The following is a 26,271-nucleotide window of genomic DNA, read 5'->3' on the forward strand; positions in this document are numbered from 1 at the left end:
GAAGGTGCCCGCCTCGCAAGGCCCCCGGCGGATACTTGTGGGTAACTTCAAGCCGGCTGAGACCGCCGAGACTTGAAATGGAGGGCCCCACCCCAGAGGGACCCTCCATCCACCCCACATGCTCCCATCCGGCACCACATGTGTCTCTGAAGGTCCCCGGGCGTCCTGCCCTGATGAGACCAAGGTAGCGCGATAGGCCCCGCCGCGCAAAGGCGAAGCCCCCGGTATTCGACTCGAATGCAAGCGGCCTTCTGGCGGGCGAGCGCCCGTTCTTCCCTGCGACGACGATCCGGCTGGAAGCCGCGCGCGGGGCGGCAGATAGTTCCTGCGACCAACCCAGAGCAGGAGGGGCCGAATGAGCGCCTATATGAAATCCCATCCCACGCGCGAAGGCTTCTTCGGCCCCTACGGCGGCGCCATGCTGCCCCCGCCGCTCGAGCCGCATTTCGCGGCGATCCGCGAGGCCTATGACCGGATCTCGAAATCGGCCGACTTCATCAATGAGTTGCGCTACATCCGCAAGCATTTCCAGGGCCGGCCGACGCCCGTCTCCTACCTCAAGAACCTGTCCGCGATCTGCGGCGGCGCGCAGATCTACGCCAAGCGCGAGGATCTGAACCACACCGGCGCCCACAAGCTGAACCACTGCATGGCCGAGGGGCTTCTGGCGCGCTTCATGGGCAAGACGAAGCTGATGGCCGAGACGGGGGCCGGCCAGCATGGCGTGGCGCTGGCGACGGCCGCCGCCTACTTCGGCATGGACTGCGAGATCCACATGGGCGAGATCGACATCGCCAAGGAGGCGCCGAACGTCACCCGCATGAAGCTTCTGGGCGCGACCGTGGTGCCGGTGGGCTTTGGCGGCCGCTCGTTGAAAGAGGCGGTGGACAGCTGCTTCCAGAGCTACCTTTCGCAGGCGGACACGGCGCTCTTCGCCATCGGCTCGGTCGTGGGGCCGCATCCCTTCCCGATGATGGTGCGCGACTTCCAGCATGTCGTGGGCGTCGAGGCGCGCGAGCAGTTCCTCGAGCTGACCGGAGAGCTGCCCGACATGGTGGCGGCCTGCGTCGGCGGCGGGTCGAACGCGATGGGGATCTTCTCGGGCTTCATCGATGACGATGTGGCGCTTTACGGGGTGGAGCCCTGCGGCACCTCGTCAAGGCTGGGCGAACACGCGGCGACCATCACCTATGGCGAGGATGGCGACATCCACGGCTTCCGCACGATGGTGCTGAAGGATGCCGAGGGCAATCCGGCGCCGGTGCATACCGTGGCCTCGGGCCTCGACTATCCCGGCGTCGGGCCAGAACATGCCTTCCTGCACCGCTCGGGCCGCGTGACCTACACCGGCGCCGACGACAAGGAGGCGCTGGCGGCCTTCTACGCCCTCTCGCGGCATGAAGGCATCATCCCGGCGCTGGAAAGCGCCCATGCCGTCGCCTTCGCCATGCGCGAGGCGAAGAACCATCAGGGCAAGTCGATCCTGATCAACCTCTCGGGCCGGGGCGACAAGGACATCGACTATGTGACCGAAACCCACGGCTTCGGCGACGGGCTGTAACGGGAAGCGCCGCCCGGTTGCCCGGGCGGCGCGTCTCGCGCGGCGGGCGCGCTCAGTAGCGGTAGTGCTCGGCCTTGTAGGGGCCCTCGACCTTCACGCCGATGTAGTCGGCCTGTTCGGGGCGCAGCTCGGTCAGCTTCACGCCGATCTTCTTCAGATGCAGCCGGGCCACCTTCTCATCCAGCGCCTTCGGCAGGATGTAGACGCCGGGCGCATACTCGTCGCCCTTGGTCCACAGCTCGATCTGCGCCAGCACCTGGTTGGTGAAGCTCGCCGACATCACGAAGGACGGATGGCCGGTCGCGTTGCCGAGGTTCAGCAGACGCCCCTCGGACAGCAGGATGATCCGCGCGCCCGAGGGCATCTCGATCATGTCCACCTGGTCCTTGATGTTGGTCCACTTGTGGTTCTTCAGCGCCGCAACCTGGATCTCGTTGTCGAAGTGGCCGATGTTGCCGACGATGGCCATGTCCTTCATCTCGCGCATGTGCTCGATGCGGATCACGTCGCGGTTGCCGGTGGTGGTGATGAAGATGTCGGCCGAAGCGACCACATCCTCGAGCACCACGACCTCGAACCCGTCCATGGCGGCCTGCAGCGCGCAGATCGGATCGACCTCGGTCACCTTCACGCGGGCGCCCGCGCCCCGCAGGCTGGCGGCCGAGCCCTTGCCCACATCGCCATAGCCGCAGACCACGGCCACCTTGCCCGCCATCATCACGTCGGTCGCGCGGCGGATGCCGTCCACGAGCGATTCCTTGCAGCCGTACTTGTTGTCGAACTTCGACTTGGTGACGCTGTCGTTCACGTTGATCGCGGGGAAGGGCAGCAGGCCCTTCTTGTGCAGATCATAGAGGCGGTGCACGCCCGTGGTGGTCTCTTCCGAGACGCCCTTGATCGCGTCGCGCTGCTTCGTGAACCAGCCGGGGGTCTCGGCCATGCGCTTCTTGATCTGGTTGAAGAGGCACACCTCCTCGTCGCTCGTGGGCACCGCGATCAGGTCGGTCTCGCCCGCCTCGACCCGCGCGCCGAGAAGGACATAGAGCGTCGCGTCCCCGCCGTCGTCGAGGATCATGTTGCAGGTGCCCTCGGGGAACTGGAAGATCCTGTCGGTATAGGCCCAGTATTCCTCGAGCGTCTCGCCCTTGATGGCGAAGACCGGCACGCCCGAGGCCGCGATGGCGGCGGCGGCGTGGTCCTGCGTCGAGAAGATGTTGCACGAGGCCCAGCGGACGTCCGCACCCAGCGCCACCAGCGTCTCGATCAGCACGGCGGTCTGCACGGTCATGTGCAGCGACCCTGCGATCCGGGCGCCCTTGAGGGGCTGCGAGCCGCCGAACTCTTCCCGCAGGGCCATCAGTCCCGGCATCTCGGTCTCGGCGATGTCCAGTTCCTTGCGCCCGAAGTCGGCGAGCGATAGATCCTTGACGATGAAATCGGCCATGGGCTTTCGGCTCCTGATCACTAAGTCGGCCCTGCCTTAGCATTGACGCGGGATCGGAGCAATCCGCGCCCCCTGCGGCTTTCGAGGCATTGCGGGCCGCAAGGACGAAAGGACGATCATGGCCCTGAATGTGGAAGCATCGCGGCCGGCGCGGGCGCGGCAGGCCGTGATCTTCTGTTGCGACCGGAACTATTACCCCTACGCCATGTTCGCGGCGGCGCAGATCGCAGGGCGGCACCCGGATCGCGGCTTTGACATCTGCATCGCATCCTTGGAGGCGCTGGAAGAACCGCCCTCGCTATCGGAACTGGGCGTGCGGCATTGCACGATAGACGCCGCTGACCTCTTTGCCGATTTCGGGCTCGACGATCGCCGGACGGCCGTCACCTATCTGCGGCTCGTGCTGCCCGAGGCCTTTTCAGGGGACTATGACCGGATCCTCTATCTGGACTCGGACATATATATTCAGGGAGGAGACCTTGCGGCCCTGCTCGCCCTGCCGTTGGCAGGACGGCCCCTGGCGGCGGTGCGCGACAACAAGCAGTGGCGGACGCCCACGCGGCGCATGGTCGATTTCGACCGGCTGGGATTGCCTCAAAAGCCCTATTTCAACGCGGGCGTCCTGCTCTTTGACGTTCCGGCCTTCCGCGCAGCCAGCCTGTTTCAGGAGGCGCTCCGCATCGGGCAGTCCCAAGGCCATCAGCTGGTCCGCAATGACCAGTCGCTGCTGAACGCAGCCCTGCTGGGCAACTGGGCCGAGCTCAGCCCGTCCTGGAACTGGCAATATACATGGTCCTCACGGCTGTTCGCCGCCATGCTCGGCCCGAACATCATCCATTTCATCGGCCGGTGCAAACCGTGGTGCGACCCGGACAATCTCCTTTCCCCGCAGTTCGCACGGGATCTGCAAATCTTCCTCGCCCGCCATTTCCCCGATCACCCCCCCCTTCCCCTTGGCCCCGGATTGCGCCCCGACTCTCTCGCCATGCGCCGAATGCTGATGAAGCACCTGCTTTCCTCCGGCAGACTTGCACGCTATCTCGACCGTTTTCCCTCGGACCTGACGGTGGGCCAATGAAACGCGCGTGGCAAAGGATGCTGTCGGGGCGCCGGCTGGACCTGCTGGACCCGACGCCCGTGGATATCGAGATCGAGGATATCGCGCATGGCCTCGCCTTCGTGGCGCGCTGGAACGGCCAGACGCGCGGAGACTACGCCTATTCGGTCGCCGAACATTCCCTTCTGGTCGAGGAGATCTTCAGCCGCTGCCAGCCACGAGCCGCGATGCGCTGGCGTCTGGCGGCCCTGCTGCACGATGCGCCGGAATATGTCATCGGCGACATGATCAGCCCGGTAAAGGATGCCATTGGGGCGCAATACGGCGATCTGGACGCGCGCCTCTCGGCGGCCATTCACATCCGCTTCGGCCTTCCCGCGCAATTACCCCTTCAGGTCAAGCGGGACATCAAGAAGGCTGATCGTATCTCTGCCTGGCTTGAGGCGGTGCAGATCGCGGGATTTACCGAGGCGGAAGCGGATCGCTTCTTCGGGCGCCCCGCCGAGGCGCTGCTCGACGGCCTGAAGATCCGCCTGCGGCCACCGGTTGAAGTGCGGGCAGCCTTCACCGCCCGCCACCAGGAGCTTCAATTGGCGCTGGATCGCCGCTGAAGTCAGATCGCCATGCTTTCGGCCGGTTTTCCGGCCTTGATCGCGGCGTCGAACCAACGCGGTTTGCGACCCCGGCCGGACCAGGTGTCCGAGGGGTTTTCCGGGTTGGCATATTTGGGTTGCGCCGCCGCGCGGCGTCTGGTGGCGGCGGCACCAGTCAGTTCCGATAGCGAGAAACCGAGCTCACGGGCCTTTTCTTCCAGTTCGGCCAGTGCATCCCGCTTCCGCCGGTCCTCATAAGTCGAGATCGCCTTGGCAACCTGTGCCTGAAGCGATTTGAGTTCCTTGAGGCTCATGGAGTCGAGATCGATATCCATTCATTCATCCCGTCATGCAAACGCGTGTCATCAATTACTTTTACGACCGGAGGAAAAGGTCAATCGGATTACAGGAAAAATTTCGATTTTCGTCCGCCTGCATCACAGGAATTTCAGCAAGCCTTATACTTTCAGGCAGGAGATGCCGGAATGGCACGCCTTTGGAAGCCGTTGATTATTCGCCTTGCGCTAGAAACAGCCTCGCCCGGAAGAACAGCTTTCAACGGCATGCAGCCCCATGGCCGCTGAAATGCGCCTGAGGTATTGCCGCCGCCTGTGCAAAGGACTGAACGCACCGGAGAGGCTTGCACCCACACCCCGGTTCAGGGCGCCCCGTGGCCAGCCAAAGCCTGTGGGCACAAGCGCCGCAGGAACGAGGCCCGATCGGCCCGCACGACTGCGTGACCGGCACCCGGCCGTCTCGGGGCGTGCAGCGCCCCCATGATCATGAACTTCAGAGCACCAACCCGCCGGCCCCAGGCGGATGCCCGCTCCGGCCGTCCGGGGCGCGCATCCGGCCTGTTCCGGGCCACCGGAACAACCGCGTGGCCCCGGACAGGGAGGCACAGGCCGCCGGTTCGACGGCCGCCGCTTCAGCGCGGGCTGCGCTTGGCCAGGATCCGCTGGAGCGTCCTGCGGTGCATGTTCAGCCGCCGCGCGGTCTCCGAGACGTTGCGATCGCACATCTCGTAGATGCGCTGGATATGCTCCCACCGCACCCGGTCGGCCGACATCGGATTCTCGGGAGGCGGCGGCAGGCTCTCGCCCTTGGCGAGCAGCGCGTGGGTCACCTCGTTGGCGTCGGCCGGCTTGGACAGGTAGTCCGTCGCACCGATCTTCACCGCGGCGACCGCGGTCGCGATCGCGCCATAGCCCGTCAGGACGACGATGCGGCAATCCGGCCGCCGCTCGCGCAGCACCTCGACCACGTCGAGCCCGTTGCCGTCCTCGAGACGCAGGTCCACGACCGCATAGGCCGGCGGACGCGCCTGCGCGATCGACTTGCCCTCGGCGACACTCTGCGCGGTTTCCAGCACGAAGCCCCGCTTCTCCATCGCCTTGGCAAGCCGCTTCAGGAAGGGCTCGTCATCGTCCACGAGAAGAAGGGACCGATCGGCCCCGAGTTCGAATACCAGATCCTCAGCCATGATTGTCGCCCATCTGCGTTCCCCTCGATGCTTGATAGGACTTCTGCGACCGAGCGTCAAAGGAAGTTGACACATGGCTGTCATTCACGAAGCACGAAATTCGCTCCGCGATCTGTTCGGGCGTGTCGTCACGCTTGAAGAAGTCCACGAAACCAGCGCCCGGCAGCATGAAGTAGGTGAAGGTGGAATGATCGATCAGATAATACTCATCCTCGGCCTCCTGCAGGCGGAAGAAGGTCTTGTAGGCCTGTGACGCCGCCTTGACCTGCTCCTCGGTTCCGGTCAGCGCGATCGTCGAGGGATGGATCGCCTCGGCGAAGAACTTCAGCTGCTCGGGCGTGTCGCGGGCGGGATCGACCGAGACGAAGACCGGCGTCACGTCGATGCCCCACTCGGTCAGGATGTCCACCGCCTGCGCGTTGCGCGCCATGTCGAAGGGGCAGACATCGGGGCAGAAGGTATAGCCGAAATAGACCAGCGCAGGCTTGGCCAGCACCTCGCGGTCCGTCACGGTCTCGCCGTCCTGGTTCACCAGCGTGAAGGGTCCGCCGATCGCGCCGCCGGCCACCTGATTGGCCCCGCACTGCGCGAAACGGTCCTCGGGCTGGCGTAGCAGCACCCAGGCCGCCGACCCCGCCAGAAGCGCGACGACAGCCACCGCGGCAGCACCGGCATAGAGCTTCGTCATGAGATGGTTCCTCCACGCTTGCGGTTGCCGATTGATCCCGCGGGCCCGGCAACCTAACAAGGTCCCGATACAGGCAAAGTGACATGGGCTGCAATGATACTCGGTCCCGACGGCATTCTGAACCGTGACACCCGCGGCGACTGGGTCCGGCTGCGCACGCTGATCCTGCTGCGCTGGATGGCGGTGGCGGGCCAGCTGGCCGCCATCATCGTGACCGACTGGTATCTGGGCGTGCGCCTGCCCATGGGGCTCTGCTTCATGGCCGTGGGCGCCTCGGTCATCGCCAACGTCATCGCCACCTTCGTCTTCCCGCAGAACCGCCGCCTGACCGAGTTCCAGGCGCTGATGATCCTGCTCTTCGACCTCACGCAGCTGTCGTTCCTGTTGTTCCTGACGGGCGGGCTGACCAACCCGTTCGCGCTGCTGATCCTCGCGCCCGTCACCATCTCGGCGCTTGCGCTCGAACTGCGCACCACGGTGATCCTCGGCGCGATCGCCATCGGTCTTCTGACCTTCACCGCCTATTTCCACCTGCCGCTGATCCTGTCGGACGGGTCGAGCCTGACGGTGCCGCGCATGTTCGAGTTCGGCTTCTGGCTTGCCATCGTCATCGGCATCCTGTTCCTCGGCCTCTATTCGCGGCGGGTGGCGATCGAGATCCGCTCGATGTCCGACGCGCTTCTGGCGACGCAGATGGCGCTCGACCGCGAGCAGAAGCTGACCGACCTCGGCGGCGTCGTGGCCGCGGCCGCGCATGAACTGGGCACGCCGCTGGCGACGATCAAGCTCGTCAGCTCGGAACTGGCCGAAGAGCTGTCGGACCAGCCGTCGCTGCGCGACGATGCCGAGCTGATCCGCGCGCAGGCGGATCGGTGCCGCGACATCCTGCGCTCGATGGGCCGTGCCGGGAAGGACGATCTCCAGATGCGGCAGGCGCCCCTGGGCGAGGTGCTGCGCGAGGCGGCCGAGCCGCATGTCGGTCGCGGCAAGCGGGTCGAGTTCGACCTCTATCCCAGCCGCGACGGGGACGAGCGGCAGCCGGTGATCCTCCGCCGTCCCGAGGTGATCCACGGGCTGCGCAACCTGATCCAGAATGCGGTGGATTTCGCCCGCTCGACTGTCTGGATCGACGGCGAATGGACGGGCGACCGGATCGCCGTCCGCATCGTGGACGATGGCGAGGGCTATCCCCCCGCGATCATCGGCCGCATCGGCGACCCGTTCGTCCGCCAGCGCCGCAGCGAAGAGAGCCAGTCGCGCCGTCCGGGCTACGAGGGCATGGGCCTCGGCCTCTTCATCGCCAAGACGCTGCTCGAGCGGTCGGGCGCCGAACTCAGCTTTGCCAACGCCGCCGACCCCTTCCTGCGCAGCCACGAGCGCCCCGAGCGTTGCGGCGCCATCGTCGAGGTGATCTGGCCGGTGGACCGGCTCGTGGTGGTGCACAATGCGCCGCTGGGCGAAAACGTCCTGATCCAGGGATGAGCGGCGGCACGGGCCGCTGCCTGCGGTTGTTGCTGCATTAACGGGCTGTTAACCCTCTGCGCCGCAAGCTGCGGGCGTTTGACCATTCAGTCCGGGGTTACGGCAGATGGAGTTTGACTGGGCACTCGCGCTCGGGCTGATCCTGACCGCAGCAATGGCCGCCTCTGCCGCGATCGTGCTGGCGGGCGTGCTGCAGGCGCGGTCCGGCCGGCGGACGGGCGGGATCTTCTCCGACCCGCAGTCCGGCACGGTCTTCCTGTTCGACGGCGAGACGCTTCTGGACGCAACGCCCGGGGCGCGGGCCATCCTCGCCCTCTCGCCCGCCCGCGGCGGGCCCTGGCCGCGGCTGCTCGCCTATCTCGTGCCGCGCTTTCCCGATCTCGACTCGCGTCTGGCCACGCTGGCCGGAGACGGGCGGCTCACGCTCGCCTCGACGGGTGAGGCCGATCCGCTCCTCCTGATGGCCGAGATGCGGGGCGGCGTCACGCGCCTGACGCTCGACGATCCCACCAGCGCCGAGCGGCCCCGGCTGGACCATCTGGCGCAGCGCGCGCTGGTGGAAGAGCTGGACCAGCTCCGCGCGAGCGTCTCGCAGGCGCCGCTGATGATGTGGCGCGAGAGCGGGCGGGGAGAGGTGATCTGGGCCAACGCCGCCTATCTCCTCGAGGCGGCGAAACGGCTCGACCCCGGCGAGGACCTGAGCTGGCCGCTCCCCCGCCTCTTCGAGCGCGCCGCCACCGCGCAGGGCGCGCCGGGGCAGCGCCAGAAGCTCGAGACGCAGGGCACCGCCCGCTGGTTCGAACTGGTGGGCTTTGCCGAGGGCGAGGGCCGGCTTCTCTTCGCGCTGCCCGCCGATGCCGCCGTTCAGGCCGAGGCCTCGCTGCGCGACTTCATGCAGACGCTGGCAAAGACCTTCGCGCACCTGCCGATCGGGCTCGCGATCTTCGACCAGCACCGCAAGCTCGCGCTCTTCAATCCGGCCCTGCTCGACCTCACGAGTCTGCCGCCCGACATGCTGGCGCTGCAACCCTCGCTGTTCTCCTTCCTCGAGGCGCTGCGCGACCGGCAGATGATCCCCGAGCCGAAGGATTATCCCAGCTGGCGCCGCCAGATCCTCGAACTCGAGAAGGCGGCTTCCAGCGGCCTTTACACCGAGACCTGGAGCCTGCCCTCGGGCCAGACCTACCGGGTGATCGGGCGGCCCCACCCGAACGGGGCCCTCGCGCTGATGTTCGAGGACATCTCGACCGAGATGAGCCGGACCCGCCGCTACCGGGCCGATCTCGAACTCGGGCAGGCCGTGGTCGATGCGATGGACGAGGCGATCGCCGTCTTTTCGCAGGCGGGGGAACTGGTGATGACCAACGCGGCCTACGGCGCCCTCTGGGGGCACGATCCGGTCGAGACGGTGGGCAGTGGCTCGATCGTGCAACTCTGCGAGCAATGGCGCACCCGCACCGCCCCTTCGCCCCTCTGGTCCGAGGCCGAGCGGTTCGTGGCCGACCTCGGAAACCGGCGCCCCTGGAGCGGAGAGGTCCGGCTGGACGACGGCCGCCTGATCTCCTGCCGCTTCTCGCCGCTGACGGGCGGGGCGACGCTGGTCCTCTTCCGCATCAACCGGCCCGATGAGGCCGCCCCCGCCGAGGCGGCCACCCTCCGCCGCGCGTGAGCGCCACGGGCGACGCGCCCGCGGCCCTTGCACCCGGACGCGGCTCTGGGCATGGTCGCGCCCATGTCCGCGCCCGCCTCCCTCACCCTCTCGCTTCCCTCGGAAGACGCAACCGCCGAACTGGGCGCGCGGCTGGCCCGGCGGCTGCAGCCCGGCGACGTGCTGCTCCTCGAGGGGCCGATCGGCGCCGGCAAGACCCACCTCGCCCGCGCGCTGATCCGCAGCGCGCTCGGCCGCGAGGAAGAGGTGCCCTCGCCGACCTTCACGCTTGTCCAGACCTACGAGGCCGCGGATCACGAGATCTGGCACGCCGACCTCTACCGCCTGACCCACCCCGACGAGGTGCTGGAACTGGGCCTTGAAGCGGCCTTCTCGACGGCGGTCTGTCTCGTGGAATGGCCGGACCGGCTGGGCGACCTTGCCCCGCCCGACGCGCTACGCCTGCGGCTCGAGGCCGAGGGCGAGGGGCGGCGCGCGGTCCTCTCGGGCGGTCGTCCGGGCCTGCTCGCACAGCTGGAGCGTGACTGGCATGGATGATGCGGCACCCGCCACCCGCGAGGCGCTGGCGCAGGCCTTCCTCGCGCGCTCGGGCTGGGGCGCGGCGCTTCGGCACCATCTGGCGGGCGACGCCTCGGACCGGAGCTACCAGCGGCTGCAGCGGGGCCCCGAAACCGCGGTGCTGATGGATGCGCCCCCCGGCAAGGGCGACGATCCGGCCGCCTTCGTGGCGATTGCCGCCCATCTGCGCAGCCTCGGCCTCTCGGCGCCCGAGGTGCTGGCCTGCGATCTGGCGAACGGCTTCCTGCTTCTCGAGGATCTGGGGGACGCGCTCTTCGCCCGCCTGCTGTCCGGCGGCGACGGCCCGGCCGAAGGCGCGCTCTACGAAGCGGCGACCGATGTGCTGATCCACCTCCAACGCGCGGCCCCGCCCGCAGGGCTGCCCGACCTGACGGCGGCGGAATGGGCGCAGGCCGCGGCGATGGCGCCCGACTGGTATGCGCGCGCCGCGACCGGAACGGCCCCCGATGCCGCCCGCTTCACGGCCCTGCTCGAGGAGGCACTCCGCCGCCATGCCGACGGGCCGCGGGTCCTGATCCTGCGGGACTATCACGCCGAGAATCTGCTCTGGCTGCCCGCGCGGTCGGGCCTTGCGCGGGTCGGCCTGCTCGATTTCCAGCTCGCCCAGATGGGGCAGCCGGGCTACGATCTCGTCTCGCTCGTGCAGGACGCGCGGCGCGATGTGCCCGAGGCCCTGGAACGCGCCATGATCCGCCGCTTTGCCGCCGCGACCGGAGCGGAGCCGGAGGCCTTCGAGGCGGCCCATGCGGTTCTCGGCGCGCAGCGGGCGCTGCGCATCCTGGGCATCTTCGCGCGGCTCTGCCTCGTCGCGGGCAAGCCGGGCTATGTCGCGCTGATCCCGCGGGTCTGGGGCCAGCTCTGGCGCAACCTCGCGCATCCGGCGCTGGCGCCGCTGGCGGCCGAGTGCCGCACCCTTCTGCCGGAGCCCGCTCCGGCCGTTCTGGAAAGGATCCGCGCGCAATGCGGCCAGATGCGGTGATGATCTTCGCGGCGGGCTTCGGGACGCGCATGGGCGCCCTGACCGCCACCCGGCCCAAGCCGATGATCGAGGTGGCGGGCCGCCCGCTGATCGACCATGCGCTGGCGCTGGCCGAGGCCGCGGGCGTGGCGCGCATCGTGGCCAACACCCACTATCTGCCCGCGCCGCTTCAGGCCCATCTGGCCGGCCGCGCCCGCATCTCGCACGAGGAGGAGATCCTCGAGACCGGCGGCGGCCTCCGCCACGCCCTGCCGCTGCTGGGGCCGGGGCCGGTCTTCACGCTGAACAGCGACGCGGTCTGGACAGGCGAGAACCCTCTGAACCGGCTCGCGCAGGGCTGGCGCGAGGGGATGGAGGCGCTGCTCCTGCTTGCGCCCTCGGGGGCGGCGCGGGGCGACTTCACCATGGATGCCGAGGGCCGGATCGCCCGTGCGCAGGGCGCGCCGGGTTACACCTATCTCGGGGCGCAGATCCTGCGGACAGAGCGGTTGACGGCTGTCAACGCGCGCGCATTCTCGCTCAACCTGATCTGGGACCAGATGATCGGGGCCGGCACGGCCTTCGGCCTCGTGCACCGCGGCGGCTGGTGCGACGTGGGCCGCCCCGAAGGGATCGCCGAGGCCGAGGCGATGCTTGCCCATGTCTGACGCGACGTTCCCGTTCCAAGGGCCGGGCCCCCGCCTCTTCGGCCTGCCGCCCGGCGTGGATTTCCCGGCGGCTCTGGTGCGCGGCCTGCGCGCCCGGATGGCCGGCGCCCCGCCCGAGGCGATGGCGCGGGTCGAGCTTTACGTCAACACGCAGCGGATGCGGCGGCGGGTCGTCGATCTGATGACGGCCGAGGGCGCGGGCTTCCTGCCGCGCATCCGCCTCGTGACCGAACTGCCGCCGGTGCCCGGCCTGCCCGCCCCCGTCCCGCCGCTTCGCCGGCGGCTGGAGCTTGCCCAGCTCGTCGCACGGCTGATCGAGGCGCAACCCGACATCGCGCCCCGCTCGGCGCTCTTTGACCTCTCGGACAGCCTCGCCGACCTGATCGACGAGATGCAGGGCGAGGGCGTGCCGCCCGAGGCCATCGCGCGGCTCGACGTGGCCGACCATTCGGCGCACTGGCAGCGGACGCAGGCCTTCATGGCGATCGTGGCGCCGATGTTCGGGGCGGACGCGCCCGACGCGCAGGCGCTGGCGCGGATGGCGGTCGAGCGGATCGCCGCCCGCTGGGCCGAGGCGCCGCCCGATCATCCGGTGATCGTCGCGGGCTCCACCGGGTCGCGCGGGACGACGGCGCTCTTCATGCAGGCGGTGGCGCGGCTGCCGCAGGGCGCGCTCGTGCTGCCCGGCTTCGACTTCGACCTGCCCACCGAGGTCTGGGACGGGCTGGGCGATGCGCTGACCGCCGAGGACCACCCCCAGTTCCGCTTTCACCGGCTGATGAATCTCGTGGGGGCCGCGCCTTCTCAGGTGCACCGCTGGACCGACGAAAGCCCGCCGAGCCCGGCGCGGAACCGGCTGATCTCGCTGTCGCTCCGGCCCGCGCCGGTGACGGACCAGTGGCTGACCGAGGGGCAGCGCCTGACCGATCTCGCGCTTGCGGCCGAGGGCATGACGCTGATCGAGGCCGCGGGGCCGCGGGCCGAGGCGCTGGCCGTGGCGCTCATCCTGCGCAAGGCCGCCGAAGAGGGCCGGCGCGCGGCTCTCATCACCTCGGATCGGGGGCTCACGCGGCAGGTGGCGGCGGCGCTCGATCGCTGGGGGATCGTGCCGGACGATTCCGCGGGCCGCCCGCTCGCCCTCTCGGCGCCGGGGCGGTTCCTGCGGCATGTGGCGCGCCTATTCGGCCAGCGGCTGACCGGCGAGGCGCTGCTCACGCTGCTCAAGCATCCGCTGACGGCCACCGGCTCGGACCGGGGCAACCACCTGCGCTGGACGCGGGATCTGGAGTTGCACCTGCGGCGCAAGGGGCCTCCGTTCCCGACGGGCGCGGATCTGGATCTCTGGGCCGGGGCGCGGCCGGACGACGGGGTGACGGACTGGGCGCGCTGGCTGGGCGCGCTGATCGAGGGCCTCGATGCGGCGGGCACCCGCCCCCTGTCCGATCATGTCGCCGCCCATCTGGCGCTGGCCGAGGCGCTGGCCGCGGGGCCCGCCGGCACGGGCACGGGCGAGCTGTGGCTGAAGGAGGCGGGTGAGGCCGCGCGCGCCGCCGTCGAGGAGTTGCGCCGCGAGGCCCCGCACGGGGGCGAGCTGACCACCGCGGACTACACCGACCTCTTCGACGCGATCCTCGCCCGCGGCGAGGTGCGCGAGGCGGTGCAGGCCCATCCCGGCCTGATGATCTGGGGCACGCTCGAGGCGCGCGTGCAGGGGGCCGATCTCGTGATCCTCGGCGGCCTTAACGACGGCACATGGCCGCAGCTGCCGCCGCCCGATCCGTGGCTCAACCGGCAGATGCGGCTCCGGGCGGGGCTTCTTCTGCCCGAGCGGCGGATCGGCCTCTCGGCGCACGACTACAGCCAGGCGGTCGCCGCACCCGAGGTGGTGCTGACCCGCGCCACCCGCGACGCCGAGGCCGAGACGGTGCCGTCGCGCTGGCTGAATCGGCTGATGAACCTGATGAGCGGGCTGAAGGCGCAGGGCGGGCCCGAGGCGCTGGAGGCGATGCGCGCGCGGGGACGCGGCTGGCTGGCGCTCGCCTCGGCGCTGGAGCAGCCCGAGGCGCCGGTGCCGCTGGCCGCGCGGCCCGCGCCGCAGCCGCCCGTTTCGGCGCGGCCCGACCGGCTGGCCGTGACCGGCATCCGCACGCTGATCCGCGACCCTTACGCGATCTATGCCCGCCACATCCTGCGGCTCTATCCGCTCGACCCGCTGCACCGGGCGCCGGATGCCCGGCTGCGCGGGTCGATCCTGCACCGCATCCTCGAGGAGTTCGTGAAGGACCGCACGCCGGGGACCGACCGCGCCGCCGAGCGCGCGCGCCTGATGCGGATCGCCGGAACGGTGCTGGCCGACGAGGTGCCCTGGCCCGCCGCCCGCGCACTGTGGCTTGCCCGGCTGGACCGGGCGGCGGATTTCTTCCTCGAGACCGAGGCGGCGCATGGCGGAACCCCGGTCGTGCTGGAAGAGGAAGGCCGCGTGGACCTCGCGCCCCTGCGCTTCACCCTGACCGCCAAGCCGGACCGGATCGACAGCCTGCCCGACGGCCGGCTTCATATCCTCGATTACAAGACCGGAACCCCGCCCACCAGGAAGCAGCAGGAGCAGTTCGACAAGCAGCTTCTGCTCGAGGCGGCGATGGCCGAGCACGGCGGCTTTCGCAAACTGGGGCCCACGGACGTGGCGCGGATCAGCTACATCGGCCTCGGATCGAGCCCCAAGGTGGAGAGTGTCGAGACCGACGCAGCCCTTCTGGGGCAGGTCTGGGAGGGGCTTCACGCCCTTGTCGGCCGCTACCTGCGACGCGAGCAGGGCTATGTCTCGCGCCGGGCCATGTTCGGCGAGCGGTTCCCCGGCGACTACGACCATCTCGCGCGGTTCGGCGAGTGGGAGATGAGCGACAGCCCCGTGCCGGTGCCGGTGGGGGAAGAGGCGGGCGCGCCGTCCGGCGAGGCCCGCCCGCGCGACAGGACGCGCCCGGAGGATGCCGCATGAGACGCCCGTCCGATTCCGCCGGAGCCGCGCCATGAGCCGCCGCAGGGACGAGGCGTCCGAGCGGCAGGTGCAGGCCGCCGACCCGCGGGCCTCGACTTGGCTTTCGGCCAACGCGGGCTCGGGCAAGACGCGGGTGCTGACCGACCGGGTGGCGCGGCTGCTGCTGGACGGGGTCGAGCCGCAGCGCATCCTCTGCCTGACCTACACCAAGGCCGCCGCCTCCGAGATGCAGAACCGGCTGTTCCGGCGGCTGGGCGAATGGGCGATGCTCGAGGACGCCGCGTTGCGCGCCGCGCTCGATGCGCTGGGGGTGGAGGCGGTCGGGCACGAGGTGCTGGCGCAGGCCCGCCGGCTCTTCGCCCGCGCCATCGAGACGCCGGGCGGGTTGCGGATCCAGACGATCCACTCCTTCTGCGCGACGCTCTTGCGCCGCTTCCCGCTCGAGGCGGGCGTCTCGCCGCAATTCACCGAACTCGACGACCGCGCGGCGCGCCTCTTGCGCGACGAGATCCTTGAAGAGATGGCCGACCGCACCGCGCCCGCGCTGGTGGCCGAGCTGGCCCGCGCCTACACGGGCGAGGAGTTCGGCGCGCTGGCCGAAGAGGTGGCGCGCAACCGGGCGGGCCTCGTGCCGCCGCTGGACGCCGCCGCCTGCCGCGCGCTCTATGGCGTGACGGGCGGGGCGGACGAGCTGCTGGCGCAGGTCTTCCTCGGCGGCGAAGAGGAGTGGATGCCCGGCCTGATCGCCGCGCTCGAGGCGGGATCGGCCAACGACCAGAAGGCGGCGGCGAAGCTGCGGCTTCTGTCCTTCTCGGCGCCGACGACCGCGACGCTGGCGGGGCTCGAGGGGGTGCTGCTGACGGGCGCCTCGGCAAAGGAGCCCTACACGGCCAAGATCGGCAGCTTTCCGACCAAGGCCACGCGCGGCGCGCTCGGGCCGCTCGCCGACCGGCTCGAGGCGCTCATGCGCCGGGTCGAGGCGGCGCGCCCGGTCCGCTGCTGCCTGCTGGCGGCTGAGCGCGCGCGGCTGATCCACGCCTTCGCGGGCGTCTTCCTGCCGCTCTACGAGGCGCGCAAGGCCGCGCGCGGCTGGCTCGATTTCGACGATCTGATCCAGCGCGCCAAGGGGCTGCTGACCGATTCGTCCGTCGCCCAGTGGGTGCTGTTCCGGCTTGACGGCGGCATCGATCATATCCTCGTGGACGAAGCGCAGGACACCAGCCCCGACCAGTGGAAGGTGATCGAGCTTCTGGCGCAGGAGTTCACCGCCGGCCGCGGCGCGCGCGAGGTCGAGCGGACGATCTTCGTCGTGGGCGACAAGAAGCAGTCGATCTATTCCTTTCAGGGCGCGGACGTGGCGGCCTTCGACCGGATGCGGGCCGAGTTCGGCGAGCGCCTCGCGGGGGCCGAGCGGCGGCTGGAAGAGCTGGACCTGCTCCATTCCTTCCGCTCCTCGCCTGCGATCCTGCGGCTGGTGGATCTGACCTTCGACGAGCGGCGCCGGCAGGATCTGGGCGGCGAGGTCCGTCACATCGCCTTCCGCTCGGACATGCCGGGGCGGGCCGAACTCTGGCCGCTGGTCGAGGCCGCGACCGAGCCCGAACCCGAGAACTGGTTCGATCCGGTCGATCTCGTCTCGGACGAGCATCACGCGGCGCGGCTGGCGCGGCAGGTTGCCGCCCGCATCCGCGCCATGATCGAGGAGGGCGTGCAGATCCCGCAGCCGGGCGGTTTCCGCCCCGTCGCGGCGGGCGATTTTCTGATCCTCGTCCAGCGGCGTTCGGACATCTTTGGCGAGATCATCCGCGCCTGCAAGGAGGCGCGCCTGCCCATCGCCGGGGCCGACCGGCTGAAGCTGGGGGCCGAGCTTGCGGTGCGCGACCTGTCGGCGCTCCTGGCCTTTCTCGCGACGCCCGAGGACGATCTCTCGCTCGCGGCCGTGCTGCGCTCGCCGCTCTTCGGCTGGAGCGAGGCGGAGCTGTTCGATCTGGCGCACGGGCGCGAGGGCTATCTCTGGCGCCGGCTGCGCGAGCGCGAGGCGACCCATCCCGAGACGGTCGCCATCCTGCGCGACCTGCGCGATCAGGCCGACTTCCTGCGCCCGTTCGACCTGATCGAGCGCGCGCTGACGCGCCACGACGGCCGCCGCCGGCTGCTCGCACGACTGGGCGAAGAGGCCGAGGATGGCATCGACGAACTTCTGAGCCAGGCGCTGGCCTACGAGCGGACCGACGTGCCGAGCCTGACCGGCTTCCTGACGTGGCTGCAGACCGACGAGGTCGAGGTGAAGCGGCAGATGGAGGCCGCGGGCGGGCGCATCCGGGTGATGACGGTGCATGGCTCGAAGGGGCTCGAGGCGCCGATCGTGATCCTGCCCGACACGGCCGACCGCAAGCCACGCGAGCATGACGAGATCTTCACGCTCGATTGCGGGGCGCGGGTCTGGAAGACTCCGGCCCCCGAGAGCCCGCCGCAGATCGCCGCCGCGCGCGAGGCCCGGCGGGCGCGGGACGCGGCCGAGAACCTGCGGCTGCTCTACGTGGCCATGACGCGGGCGCAATGCTGGCTGATCGCGGCGGCGGCCGGCAAGCTCGAGAGCGGCGGGGCCTGGCATGATCTGATCCGGCAGGGGATGGAGGCCGCGGGCGCTGAACGGCGGGCGGACGGCACGCTGCTGCTCGTCGAAGGGGACTGGCCCGCCCCCGCGCCGCGCCCCGCCGTGGCCGAGGCCGGGCGCCCGGCCCTGCCCGGCTGGGCCCGGACCCATGCGGCCGCACCCGTGGCCGCGCCGGGGCTGCTCTTGCCGTCGGATCTGGGCGGGGCAAAGGCGCTGCCGGGCGAGGCGCTGCCCACCGAACTGGCGCTGGCCCGCGGCTCGGCCGTGCACCGGCTGCTCGAGCATCTGCCGCTCCATCCGCCGGAGACGTGGGACGAGGTGGCACGGGGGCTTCTGCCCGACTTGGGGGATCTCGGGGACGTGCTCGAGGAGGTTCGGGCGGTTCTTTCGGCCGAGGATCTGGGCGCGGCGCTGGTGCCCCACGCGCTTACCGAGGTGCCGGTCACGGCCGAGGTTGCCGGGCGGCGGCTCTTCGGCACGATCGACCGGCTGGTGGTGGCGCCGGACCGGGTGCTGGCCGTGGACTACAAGACCAACATGGTAGTGCCGGACCGTCCCGAGGAGGTGCCGGAGGGCATCCTGCGCCAGATGGGCGCCTATGCTGAAGCCCTGACCCGGATCTACCCGGATCGCGAGGTCGAGACCGCGATCCTCTGGACGCGGACGGCGAGCCTGATGCGGCTGCCACGCGATATCGTGAGGTCGGCCCTTGCCCGAGCCACGACAACTTGACGCGGAGACGGGCGGTCCTTACGTTCCAAGCAAGCCCTACGGATCAGGAGAATTGAATATGTCCACCGTTCCCGTGACGGACGCCACCTTCGACACCGAAGTGCGCAAGTCCGACGTGCCCGTCGTCGTCGATTTCTGGGCCGAATGGTGCGGCCCCTGCCGGCAGATCGGCCCGGCGCTCGAGGAACTGTCGAACGAATATGCCGGCAAGGTCAAGATCGTGAAGGTCAACGTGGACGAGAACCCGGAAAGCCCCGCCATGCTGGGCGTGCGCGGCATTCCGGCGCTGTTCCTGTTCAAGGACGGGCAGGTGGTCTCGAACAAGGTCGGCGCCGCGCCCAAGGCCGCGCTGGCGAACTGGATCGCCTCGGCCCTCTGAGCAGGGTCCGGCATCAACCGACGCGGGGCGCCTTCGGGCGCCCTTTTCGTTGTTCCGCGCGCCTTTGGCAGCGGTCGGCGGACAGGTCGGGACCGGGGCTCTGCGGCATCTTTCCCCTTCCGACAGCCCCGGACGATGCGCCAAGAAGGCCGGAGTGCGCCTGACGACGCGGCCGGAGTGACTCACCGTCGCTCGGGTTGTGCCCCCCGCGGCGGGGCTCCATATAGGCGCAAACGGAGGGTTTCATGGCAGAAGACAGGTTTCCCGGCTGGCACGGCACCACCATCCTCGCCGTGCGCCGGGGTGGCGAGGTCGTCGTCGCAGGCGACGGGCAGGTGAGCCTCGGGCAGACGGTCATCAAGGGCACCGCGCGCAAGGTGCGCCGGCTGTCGCCCGGCGGACACGAGGTTGTGGCGGGCTTCGCGGGCTCGACCGCCGACGCCTTCACGCTGCTCGAACGGCTGGAAAAGAAGCTCGAGGCGGCGCCGGGCCAGCTGGCCCGCGCCTGCGTGGAGCTGGCCAAGGACTGGCGCATGGACAAGTATCTGCGCAACCTCGAGGCCATGCTGATCGTGACCGACGGCGAGACGCTTCTCGTCATCACCGGCGCGGGCGACGTGCTCGAGCCCGAGCATGACGTGACGGCGATCGGGTCGGGCGGCAACTTCGCGCTGGCTGCGGCGCGGGGGCTGATGGCCACCGACCTGCCGGCCGAGGAGGTCGCCCGCAAGGCGATGGCGATCGCGGCCGACATCTGTGTCTATACCAACGGCAACCTGACGGTGGAGCGTATCTCGAAATGACCGACCTGACCCCGCGCGAGATCGTCTCGGAGCTTGACCGCTTCATCATCGGCCAGAAGGACGCCAAGCGCGCCGTGGCCGTGGCCCTGCGCAATCGCTGGCGCAGGAAGCAGCTATCCGACGACATCCGCGACGAAGTTTACCCCAAGAACATCCTGATGATCGGCCCGACCGGCGTCGGCAAGACCGAGATCTCGCGCCGTCTGGCCCGGCTCGCCAAGGCGCCCTTCCTGAAGGTCGAGGCCACCAAGTTCACCGAGGTGGGCTATGTCGGCCGCGACGTGGACAGCATCATCCGCGATCTGGTCGATGCCGCCATTGTCGAGACCCGCGCCCGGATGCGCGAGGATGTGAAGAGCCGCGCGGTAAAGGCCGCCGAGGATCGCGTTCTCGAGGCGATCGCGGGCCGGGATGCGCGCGAGCAGACCCGCGAGATGTTCCGCGGCAAGCTGAAGCGGGGCGAACTGGACGCGACCGTGATCGAGGTGGAGGTGGCCGACACCTCGAACCCGATGCAGATGCTCGACCCCACGGGGCAGGGCCAGATGGGGATGATGAATCTCGGCGAGATCTTCGGGAAGGCCTTTGGCGGGCGCACCACCCGGCGCAAGATGACGGTGGCCGAAAGCCACGACATCCTGATGAACGAGGAGGCCGACAAGCTTCTCGACGACGAGGTGGTGAAGGCCACGGCGCTCGAGGCGGTGCAGGAAAACGGCATCGTCTTCATCGACGAGATCGACAAGGTCTGCGCGCGGTCGGACATGCGGGGGGCCGACGTCAGCCGCGAGGGCGTGCAGCGCGATCTGCTGCCGCTGATCGAGGGCACGACGGTCTCGACCAAGTATGGCCCGGTCAAGACCGACCATATCCTCTTCATCGCGAGCGGCGCCTTCCACATCGCCAAGCCCTCGGACCTGTTGCCCGAGCTTCAGGGCCGCCTGCCGATCCGGGTGGAGTTGCGCGCGCTGACCGAAGAGGATTTCGTCCGCATCCTCTCGGAGACGGACAATGCGCTGACACGGCAATACAAGGCATTGATGAATACCGAGAAGGTGGGGATCACCTTCACCGAGGACGGGATCAAGGCGCTCGCCTCGATCGCGGCCGAGGTCAACCGCTCGGTCGAGAACATCGGCGCCCGGCGACTCTATACGGTGATGGAGCGGGTGTTCGAGGAGCTGTCCTTCCACGCGCCCGACCGCTCGGGCGAGGAGGTCACGGTGGATGCGGCCTATGTCGAGAAGAACCTGGGCGAGCTGGCCCGCTCGACCGATCTGAGCCGCTACGTCCTCTGACACACTGCCGGCGGGGGGCGATCCCCCGCCGCTGCGGGACCGGAGCGCCTCGCGCCCTCGCCGCCACGGGCCGGGCCTGCCAAAAAAGTTTCATCCCTCTGCAGAAAGCACTCGCCCTTGAGCCCGGGGCGCGTATCTTTCTCCATGTGACCCGGCGTCGGCATATCCGGCGGGCTTTTCCCTTGGGCCGGGTGCAGTCTGTTGCGACCGCAGGATTTGGGATGAAAGACCTGTATTTGATCTGTGCATCGCGGCCGCACCGCAGGACGCGAGGTGCCACAGACCCTGAACGACCAGTTTCCGATGCGGGCCGCCCGGACCGCGCCCTTTTCCGACCGGGCTTCATTGAGACCACGACCCTTTGACAGGAGCATTTGCATGAAGGCCGTTTTGCTTGCGGGTGGCTATGGAACGCGGTTGAGCGAGGAGACGGGCGTCGTGCCCAAGCCCCTCGTAGAGATCGGAGGCCGGCCGATCCTCTGGCACATCATGAAGATCTATGCCGCCCACGGCATCACGGACTTCGTGATCTGCTGTGGCTACAAGGGGCACATGATCAAGGATTATTTCCTGAGCTACTTCCACCGCAACAGCGACATCACCATCGACGTCCGCTCCAACGAGATCGAACTGCACCGCCCCGTCTCGGAGCCGTGGCGCGTGACGATGGTGGATACGGGCCTGGAGACGATGACCGGCGGACGCATCAAGCGCATCCGCGACCATATCGGCGACGAGCCCTTCTGCCTGACCTATGGCGACGGCGTGTCCGACATCGACATCGGCAAGCTGGTGGCCTTCCACAAGGAACAGGGCGTGGCGGGCACGGTGACCGCCGTCCGCCTGCCCGGCCGCTTCGGGGCGCTGGACCTGTCCGAAGGGACGCGCGTGAACCGCCTGCGCGAGAAGAGCATCATGGATGGCCAGACCATCAACGGCGGCTTCTTCGTGCTCGAACCGTCGGTCTTCGACTATATCGAGGGAGACAGCACCGTCTGGGAGGAAGAGCCGCTGCAGGGGCTGGTGCAGGATGGCCAGCTGGCCGTCTATCGCCACGACGGCTTCTGGCAGAACATGGACACGCTGCGCGACAAGACCCTCTTGCAGGGCATGTGGGAGAAGGGCAAGGCGCCCTGGAAGATCTGGGAGTAGCCTGGGTCGCCGGTCCCGGTGCCGCAGGGCACCGGGAGGTCTGGCCTACCACTGCAGGCTTTCCTGCTCGCGGTGGGGCAGCACGGCCAGGAACCGGAACGGCATGGCGGGCAGCAGGCCCGGATCAAGCGCGGCGAGCTTCCATGCGAGGGACAAGGTCGGAACCCGGCGCTGAAGCAGGGCGCGCATGAAGAGATAGCTGTAGGCGCGCCGGTAGCGGCTGACGCGGTTCGCCACGATGCTGCGATCCTCGGGCGACAGCGAGAGCCTCCGGGCGAGGGTGTGAAAGAACATCAGCATGTAGCCGGTGCGGTCCACCACCTTGGTCGAGCGCCAGTCGAACGCATCGAAATAGACGTTCACCCCGCGCCCGCACAGGACGTTCAGCTTCCACGAGACCACCGTCCGCGCGCCCGCCGCGATGAGCGACAGCCAGAAGAGCTGGTCCTCGCCCGCGTTGCGCAGGCGCGGCTCGAACCGCAGCTGGCGCACGAAGCTCTGCCGCACCACGACCGTCGAGGTCTGGCTGAGATAGGTGCCGATCGAGGCGGTCATGATCGACGGCTGGTCGAAGGCGAGGATCGGGATCTCGGCGTCGATCACCGTCACGCCCGCATGGCGGGCCTCGCGCATCTCCCGCAGCGCCGGCGTCCGCTCGAAATAGGTGATGTCGTCGTCCGTCCGCTGGTGATCGCAGAAGTGGAAGTCGTAGCCCTTTTCCAGCAGGTCCAGCGCGTCCCGCAGGTGCGTGGGTTGCCAGATGTCGTCGGAATCGAGGAAGGCCACATGGTCGTAGCCCTCGGCCTCGACGGCGTCGAGCCCGGCGTTGCGGGCCGCTCCGGGCCCGCCGTTCTTCTGCTCGATGAGCCGCACGGGCACCTTGCCCTGCCAGGCGGCCAGTTCGGATCGGGCGGGAACGGGGGACTCGTCGTCGATCACGAAGACCGTCAGACTGTCGCCCTCGCGCAGACGCTGCGCCTCGACCGACTCGAGGGCGCGCGACAGGATCCCCTTGTCCCTCTGGTAAAAGGGAATGATGATCGCCGTTCGCATGTTGAAAAGATCCTGAAAAAATAGCGATAGGTCAAAACCGCCGCCGCTCCTCGCCGTGGCGAGACTGCAGGCCGCGCGGTCAGGTTAGGCAGAGAGACCTGCCGGAGACAAACCCTTTCGAGCGTGAGAGTTCCACTTGAACCGCCCTGCGCGGCGGATTCAACCGATGGGCGCGGGTCTCGGCGGGAAGTCGCGCGTCGGATGCGCACCAAGCGCGCGGATTCAGCGAAGGGCGGCGGCGCCCCTCGCCGATCTGCCAGAGCATCTGTCGCGGGAAAGTGCGGCTCCACTGCGAAACCGCAGTGGAGATCCGTCGGACAGGCAGCATCGCGCAGGTGGTGACGCTGCCGGAGTGGGCTCTGCCGGGACTTATTGCTTGGGCGGGGTCGCGGCGAACAGCGCGGCGACGAGACCGCCCACCACCATGCCGACAAACCAGTGACCGCCGGCAAAGGCGAACATGATGCCCACGCCGACGAAGATTACCGCGGCCATCATCAGGCGAAAGGCGAGTTCAGAGACTTCGGGCATGTGTGCCTCCATACATGCAAGCTGGGCCAGTCCTCACCGTTGCCGCCGGGGCGCGCTTGCGTCAAGCCGCCGAGCGCCGCTTCGGGCCATGGGCGACATCACGCCGCTCCCTTGCACTGACCGGAAGGACAGGCGGGACCGCGCCTGACGGTCCGGCGACCGCCCGCGGCCCCGCAGATCGTGGCCGCCGGTTCAGGCCGCGAAGCGCCGGAGCGCGCGGCGCGGAACAAGGCTGTCGCCGGTCTTCTGCGGCTGCAGCGAACTTTTTCGTGAACCGGATCGCCCCGTCGTGCGTTCCCCCCTGTCCGCAACATCGCCGGAGGCACCATGCATCAATCCGCCCTGCATCCCGAAAATGATGACGGCAAAGCCATACTCCGCTCGGCATTGCGCGATGCCCCAGGAGAGTGGGCCCTGTTTCTCGACATCGACGGGACGCTGGTGGACATTGCCGAGCAGCCGCACGACGTCCGGGTCGAGCCCGGCCTGCCCCGGGATCTGGCAAGCCTGGCCGGTCGCATGGGCGGCGCGCTGGCCCTTGTGACGGGCCGGCGGGTGGACTGGATCGACGCCAACTTCGGCCCTCACCTCTTTCCGGCCGCAGGGCTGCACGGGGTCGAGCGGCGCCGCGCCTCGGGCGAGCTGGACCGGGCGGCGCTGACCCCCTCGCTCAATGCGCTGCGCAAGGATCTCGGGCGGCGCACGGCGCGGATGCCGGGGGTGCTGCTTGAGGACAAGGTGGCGGCGGTGGCGCTGCATTACCGTCAGGCGCCCGAACGGGAGCCGGACGTGCGGGCGATGATGGAGATGGCGTTGAAGGTGATGGGTGACGGCTGGGTGTTGCAGCACGGAAAGATGGTGGTCGAACTTCGGCCGGCCTCGGCCAACAAGGGCACGGCGGTCGAGGCCTTCCTGTCCGAGTCGCCCTTCGCGGGCCGCCGCCCCGTCGCCGTGGGCGACGATGTGACCGACGAAGAGATGTTCCGGGTCGCCAATGCCCGCGGCGGCCTCTCGGTCAGGATCTGCGAGACGGAGGCGCCGACACTGGCCGCCGCGCGGCTGGAGTCGCCGCAGGCGCTGCGGGATCTCGTGGCGGAGCTTGCGGCATGAGCCGGCTGGTCGTCGTGTCGAATCGCGTGCCGCTGCCGGACGAGAATGGAAATCCCCCGCCCGGAGGGCTTGCGGTCGCGGTCCACGCGGCGCTGCGCAAGAACGGCGGGATCTGGATGGGCTGGTCGGGCCGCTCGACCGGCGAGGGCGAGCCGCAGGGCCTCACTACGCTCGAGCAGGACGGGATCAGCTATGTGCTGACGGATCTGTCGCAGGCCGATCTCGACGAATATTACAACGGCTTCGCCAACCGGGTGCTCTGGCCGATCTTTCACTGCCGGCTGGATCTGGCCGAATATGCCCGGCAGGAGATGGCGGGCTATTTCCGCGTGAACCGCCTCTTTGCCGACCGGCTGGTGCCGATGCTGGAACCGGACGATGTGATCTGGGTGCATGACTACCACCTGATCCCCCTGGCGCAGGAGTTGCGCAAGCGGGGGGTGCGCAACCGGATCGGCTTCTTCCTTCACATCCCCTGGCCGCCCGCCGACATCCTCACCGCCCTGCCCGTCTACGAGATCATCATGCGCGGTCTTGCCGCCTACGATCTCGTGGGTTTCCAGACCGACTACGACCTCGACAACTTCGTGGGCTGCCTGCGCCGCGAGGGCTGGGGCGACTGGTCCGCGCCCGGCTGGCTCACCGCCTTCGACAAGGAGGTGGCGGCGGCGGCCTTCCCCATCGGGATCGAGACCGAGGATTTCGCCCGCCTGGCGGCCAAGACCGACGGGCTCGATCTGGTCACCGACATGCAGCAGAGCCTGCATGGCAGCGCCCTCATCATCGGGGTGGACCGGCTGGACTATTCCAAGGGGATCGCCGCCCGCATCGACGCGTTCGAGCGGTATCTCACCCGCAATCCCGACCAGGCCGGCAAGGTCACGCTGCTTCAGGTGGCGCCGCACTCCCGCTCGGACGTGCCGGAGTATCTCGACATGCAGGGGCAGGTAGAGGCGCATTGCGGGCGCGTGAACGGCGCCCACGGCACGATCGAATGGGTGCCGATCCGCTATGTGAACCAGTCGCTGACGCGGCCGGTGCTGGCCGGTCTCTACCGGCTGGCAAAGGTCGGGCTGGTGACGCCGCTGCGTGACGGGATGAACCTTGTCGCCAAGGAATATATCGCCTCGCAGGACCCGTCCGATCCCGGTGTCCTGGTGCTGTCACGGTTTGCGGGCGCCGCGCGCGAGCTGGACGGGGCGATCCTGATCAACCCCTACGACACCGAGCAGACGGCGAACGCGATCGGCCGCGCGCTCTCGATGCCGCTTGACGAGCGGATGGCGCGCTGGAGGCGGATGATGGACCATCTCGAGGCGCATGACGTGCTCTGGTGGTGCCGGACCTTCCTCGGCGCCCTGCGCGATGCGCCGGTGGACAACGGCGCCCTCGTCCGGGACGAAGCCTGAGACGCCGCCC

The 26,271-nt window shown here is 69.1% G+C and carries 22 protein-coding genes; 16 read left to right on the plus strand and 6 right to left on the minus strand.

Annotation, left to right across the window (positions count from 1 at the left end):
- The first annotated feature begins 355 nt into the window (after positions 1-355).
- A complete protein-coding gene (gene trpB, locus FG154_RS10510) occupies positions 356-1,561 on the plus strand; it encodes a tryptophan synthase subunit beta (RefSeq protein ID WP_145107433.1) in 1,206 nt (401 codons plus the stop codon).
- A gap of 52 nt (positions 1,562-1,613) precedes the next feature.
- On the opposite strand, the gene ahcY is transcribed toward trpB, so the two are convergent.
- Entirely contained in the window at positions 1,614-3,005 is a 1,392-nt protein-coding gene (gene ahcY / locus FG154_RS10515) for an adenosylhomocysteinase (RefSeq protein WP_145107435.1), read from the minus strand.
- 118 nt (positions 3,006-3,123) lie between these two features.
- On the opposite strand from ahcY, the gene FG154_RS10520 reads away from it, so the two are divergent.
- Together FG154_RS10520 and FG154_RS10525 are read left to right on the plus strand one after the other, a co-directional pair.
- Positions 3,124-4,083: a glycosyltransferase family 8 protein gene (locus tag FG154_RS10520; RefSeq protein WP_145107437.1), complete on the plus strand. Its 960-nt coding sequence runs from the start codon at positions 3,124-3,126 to the stop codon at positions 4,081-4,083.
- Entirely contained in the window at positions 4,080-4,673 is a 594-nt protein-coding gene (locus tag FG154_RS10525; RefSeq protein WP_145107440.1) for an HD domain-containing protein, read from the plus strand. Before FG154_RS10520 ends, FG154_RS10525 begins: the two co-directional genes overlap by 4 nt.
- A gap of 2 nt (positions 4,674-4,675) precedes the next feature.
- Here the strand turns inward: FG154_RS10525 and FG154_RS10530 are convergent, their stop codons facing one another.
- From FG154_RS10530 to FG154_RS10545, 3 genes are all read right to left on the minus strand, one after another.
- Positions 4,676-4,990, minus strand: coding sequence for an H-NS histone family protein (locus tag FG154_RS10530; RefSeq protein WP_145107442.1), 315 nt, complete (start codon positions 4,988-4,990; stop codon positions 4,676-4,678).
- 593 nt (positions 4,991-5,583) lie between these two features.
- Positions 5,584-6,138 (minus strand): ActR/PrrA/RegA family redox response regulator transcription factor, encoded by a 555-nt coding sequence (locus FG154_RS10540; protein ID WP_011909904.1) that lies wholly within the window; start codon positions 6,136-6,138, stop codon positions 5,584-5,586.
- A complete protein-coding gene (locus tag FG154_RS10545) occupies positions 6,131-6,826 on the minus strand; it encodes an SCO family protein (protein ID WP_145107444.1) in 696 nt (231 codons plus the stop codon). The genes FG154_RS10540 and FG154_RS10545 overlap by 8 nt, the downstream gene beginning before the upstream one ends.
- 93 nt (positions 6,827-6,919) lie before the next feature.
- On the opposite strand from FG154_RS10545, the gene regB reads away from it, so the two are divergent.
- From regB to rfbF, 11 genes are all read left to right on the plus strand, one after another.
- The gene (gene regB, locus FG154_RS10550; RefSeq protein ID WP_145107446.1) at positions 6,920-8,308 is read left to right on the plus strand and encodes a sensor histidine kinase RegB; all 1,389 of its coding nucleotides are present in this window, start codon (positions 6,920-6,922) and stop codon (positions 8,306-8,308) included.
- Between the two features lie 106 nt (positions 8,309-8,414).
- Positions 8,415-9,977: a PAS-domain containing protein gene (locus FG154_RS10555; RefSeq protein ID WP_145107448.1), complete on the plus strand. Its 1,563-nt coding sequence runs from the start codon at positions 8,415-8,417 to the stop codon at positions 9,975-9,977.
- A gap of 51 nt (positions 9,978-10,028) precedes the next feature.
- Positions 10,029-10,514, plus strand: a complete 486-nt coding sequence (gene tsaE / locus FG154_RS10560; protein ID WP_186312331.1) for a tRNA (adenosine(37)-N6)-threonylcarbamoyltransferase complex ATPase subunit type 1 TsaE — start codon at positions 10,029-10,031, stop codon at positions 10,512-10,514.
- Entirely contained in the window at positions 10,507-11,535 is a 1,029-nt protein-coding gene (locus tag FG154_RS10565) for an aminoglycoside phosphotransferase family protein (protein WP_145107451.1), read from the plus strand. Before tsaE ends, FG154_RS10565 begins: the two co-directional genes overlap by 8 nt.
- Positions 11,517-12,182, plus strand: a complete 666-nt coding sequence (locus tag FG154_RS10570; protein WP_145107452.1) for a nucleotidyltransferase family protein — start codon at positions 11,517-11,519, stop codon at positions 12,180-12,182. Before FG154_RS10565 ends, FG154_RS10570 begins: the two co-directional genes overlap by 19 nt.
- The gene (gene addB / locus FG154_RS10575; RefSeq protein WP_145107453.1) at positions 12,175-15,177 is read left to right on the plus strand and encodes a double-strand break repair protein AddB; all 3,003 of its coding nucleotides are present in this window, start codon (positions 12,175-12,177) and stop codon (positions 15,175-15,177) included. Before FG154_RS10570 ends, addB begins: the two co-directional genes overlap by 8 nt.
- Before the next feature lie 31 nt (positions 15,178-15,208).
- On the plus strand, positions 15,209-18,526 hold the full coding sequence (addA, locus tag FG154_RS10580) for a double-strand break repair helicase AddA (RefSeq protein ID WP_145107454.1): 3,318 nt from the start codon (positions 15,209-15,211) through the stop codon (positions 18,524-18,526).
- 58 nt (positions 18,527-18,584) lie between these two features.
- Positions 18,585-18,905, plus strand: a complete 321-nt coding sequence (gene trxA / locus FG154_RS10585; RefSeq protein WP_145107455.1) for a thioredoxin — start codon at positions 18,585-18,587, stop codon at positions 18,903-18,905.
- A 245-nt stretch (positions 18,906-19,150) separates the two neighbouring features.
- Entirely contained in the window at positions 19,151-19,708 is a 558-nt protein-coding gene (hslV, locus tag FG154_RS10590) for an ATP-dependent protease subunit HslV (RefSeq protein WP_108221315.1), read from the plus strand.
- Positions 19,705-21,006: an ATP-dependent protease ATPase subunit HslU gene (gene hslU / locus FG154_RS10595; RefSeq protein WP_145107457.1), complete on the plus strand. Its 1,302-nt coding sequence runs from the start codon at positions 19,705-19,707 to the stop codon at positions 21,004-21,006. Before hslV ends, hslU begins: the two co-directional genes overlap by 4 nt.
- Before the next feature lie 378 nt (positions 21,007-21,384).
- Positions 21,385-22,158 carry a glucose-1-phosphate cytidylyltransferase gene (gene rfbF / locus FG154_RS10600; RefSeq protein WP_145107458.1) on the plus strand — a complete coding sequence of 258 codons (774 nt, stop codon included), beginning with the start codon at positions 21,385-21,387 and terminating at the stop codon, positions 22,156-22,158.
- A gap of 45 nt (positions 22,159-22,203) precedes the next feature.
- Here the strand turns inward: rfbF and FG154_RS10605 are convergent, their stop codons facing one another.
- A complete protein-coding gene (locus FG154_RS10605; protein ID WP_145107459.1) occupies positions 22,204-23,211 on the minus strand; it encodes a glycosyltransferase family 2 protein in 1,008 nt (335 codons plus the stop codon).
- Between the two features lie 369 nt (positions 23,212-23,580).
- Entirely contained in the window at positions 23,581-23,742 is a 162-nt protein-coding gene (locus FG154_RS10610; RefSeq protein WP_085996593.1) for a hypothetical protein, read from the minus strand.
- A 327-nt stretch (positions 23,743-24,069) separates the two neighbouring features.
- Between FG154_RS10610 and otsB the strand changes: the two genes are divergently transcribed.
- Positions 24,070-24,852, plus strand: a complete 783-nt coding sequence (otsB, locus tag FG154_RS10615) for a trehalose-phosphatase (RefSeq protein WP_145107460.1) — start codon at positions 24,070-24,072, stop codon at positions 24,850-24,852.
- Complete coding sequence (gene otsA / locus FG154_RS10620) at positions 24,849-26,261, plus strand: alpha,alpha-trehalose-phosphate synthase (UDP-forming) (protein WP_145107462.1); 1,413 nt, start codon at positions 24,849-24,851, stop codon at positions 26,259-26,261. The genes otsB and otsA overlap by 4 nt, the downstream gene beginning before the upstream one ends.
- Positions 26,262-26,271 lie beyond the last annotated feature (10 nt).

Source organism: Cereibacter sediminicola (assembly GCF_007668225.1).
GTDB lineage: Bacteria > Pseudomonadota > Alphaproteobacteria > Rhodobacterales > Rhodobacteraceae > Cereibacter_A > Cereibacter_A azotoformans.

Excerpts from the sequence above, each read along its gene's own strand:
- trpB (WP_145107433.1), top strand. The coding sequence starts at position 356 with ATGAGCGCCTATATGAAATCCCATCCCACGCGCGAAGGCTTCTTCGGC.
- ahcY (WP_145107435.1), bottom strand. The coding sequence starts at position 3,005 with ATGGCCGATTTCATCGTCAAGGATCTATCGCTCGCCGACTTCGGGCGC.
- FG154_RS10520 (WP_145107437.1), top strand. The coding sequence starts at position 3,124 with ATGGCCCTGAATGTGGAAGCATCGCGGCCGGCGCGGGCGCGGCAGGCC.
- FG154_RS10525 (WP_145107440.1), top strand. The coding sequence starts at position 4,080 with ATGAAACGCGCGTGGCAAAGGATGCTGTCGGGGCGCCGGCTGGACCTG.
- FG154_RS10530 (WP_145107442.1), bottom strand. The coding sequence starts at position 4,990 with ATGGATATCGATCTCGACTCCATGAGCCTCAAGGAACTCAAATCGCTT.
- FG154_RS10540 (WP_011909904.1), bottom strand. The coding sequence starts at position 6,138 with ATGGCTGAGGATCTGGTATTCGAACTCGGGGCCGATCGGTCCCTTCTT.
- FG154_RS10545 (WP_145107444.1), bottom strand. The coding sequence starts at position 6,826 with ATGACGAAGCTCTATGCCGGTGCTGCCGCGGTGGCTGTCGTCGCGCTT.
- regB (WP_145107446.1), top strand. The coding sequence starts at position 6,920 with ATGATACTCGGTCCCGACGGCATTCTGAACCGTGACACCCGCGGCGAC.
- FG154_RS10555 (WP_145107448.1), top strand. The coding sequence starts at position 8,415 with ATGGAGTTTGACTGGGCACTCGCGCTCGGGCTGATCCTGACCGCAGCA.
- tsaE (WP_186312331.1), top strand. The coding sequence starts at position 10,029 with ATGGTCGCGCCCATGTCCGCGCCCGCCTCCCTCACCCTCTCGCTTCCC.
- FG154_RS10565 (WP_145107451.1), top strand. The coding sequence starts at position 10,507 with ATGGATGATGCGGCACCCGCCACCCGCGAGGCGCTGGCGCAGGCCTTC.
- FG154_RS10570 (WP_145107452.1), top strand. The coding sequence starts at position 11,517 with ATGCGGCCAGATGCGGTGATGATCTTCGCGGCGGGCTTCGGGACGCGC.
- addB (WP_145107453.1), top strand. The coding sequence starts at position 12,175 with ATGTCTGACGCGACGTTCCCGTTCCAAGGGCCGGGCCCCCGCCTCTTC.
- addA (WP_145107454.1), top strand. The coding sequence starts at position 15,209 with ATGAGCCGCCGCAGGGACGAGGCGTCCGAGCGGCAGGTGCAGGCCGCC.
- trxA (WP_145107455.1), top strand. The coding sequence starts at position 18,585 with ATGTCCACCGTTCCCGTGACGGACGCCACCTTCGACACCGAAGTGCGC.
- hslV (WP_108221315.1), top strand. The coding sequence starts at position 19,151 with ATGGCAGAAGACAGGTTTCCCGGCTGGCACGGCACCACCATCCTCGCC.
- hslU (WP_145107457.1), top strand. The coding sequence starts at position 19,705 with ATGACCGACCTGACCCCGCGCGAGATCGTCTCGGAGCTTGACCGCTTC.
- rfbF (WP_145107458.1), top strand. The coding sequence starts at position 21,385 with ATGAAGGCCGTTTTGCTTGCGGGTGGCTATGGAACGCGGTTGAGCGAG.
- FG154_RS10605 (WP_145107459.1), bottom strand. The coding sequence starts at position 23,211 with ATGCGAACGGCGATCATCATTCCCTTTTACCAGAGGGACAAGGGGATC.
- FG154_RS10610 (WP_085996593.1), bottom strand. The coding sequence starts at position 23,742 with ATGCCCGAAGTCTCTGAACTCGCCTTTCGCCTGATGATGGCCGCGGTA.
- otsB (WP_145107460.1), top strand. The coding sequence starts at position 24,070 with ATGCATCAATCCGCCCTGCATCCCGAAAATGATGACGGCAAAGCCATA.
- otsA (WP_145107462.1), top strand. The coding sequence starts at position 24,849 with ATGAGCCGGCTGGTCGTCGTGTCGAATCGCGTGCCGCTGCCGGACGAG.